This window comes from Paraburkholderia sp. J76 (assembly GCF_905220295.1).
Lineage (GTDB): Bacteria > Pseudomonadota > Gammaproteobacteria > Burkholderiales > Burkholderiaceae > Paraburkholderia.
This window is the reverse complement of record NZ_CAJMZJ010000056.1, coordinates 1-502: the sequence shown is the minus strand read 5'-3', so window position 1 is coordinate 502 and position 502 is coordinate 1. Positions and strand designations below refer to the sequence as shown.

Below are 502 nucleotides of genomic sequence, written 5' to 3'. Positions count from 1 at the left end.
CGGATACTGACGTCGCAGCCGAAACGCCATCTGATGATCCTTGATGCCGTGGCTGATCAGGATCTTGCGGATAATCTGCGGCGTCGTGAGATGCTGAAACGTCTGCGAGTTCGTCACACCCTGCAGGCGCCCGATATGCGACTTCAGTACGACCCGATACTTTACGTAGTCCTTCGTTTGCTGGATCGTCGAGAACTTCACGATGTAGCCGGACATTTTCCGGATCACACCGTCGTTCGCCACGATCGCGAAAGTCGCATCCTGATTGAGATAATCGTTGCGCGAGAGCTGGAGCGGGTGGGTGAGGATGACGCTCACCTCGTTGGGTTCTCCCATCTTCTCGGCAGCATCGAATTCCACGACTGACAGTTGTGCTGAGCTTGCGGTGCCGGGCACTTCCAGAAAGTACGCCTGCCTGCCCGGTATGTCCTGTAATGCGGTCTGCAACTGCGCCATAGGCGTTGCCTCCGTGTTGTCTACGTGGAGACACGGCCCGCGTGAA

At 57.0% G+C, this 502-nt stretch carries 1 protein-coding gene; it reads right to left on the bottom strand.

Annotation, left to right across the window (positions count from 1 at the left end):
- A partial coding sequence (locus U5768_RS31885; RefSeq protein WP_322034296.1) for a contractile injection system protein, VgrG/Pvc8 family occupies nucleotides 1–456 on the bottom strand: 456 nt, incomplete at its 3' end.
- Nucleotides 457–502 lie beyond the last annotated feature (46 nt).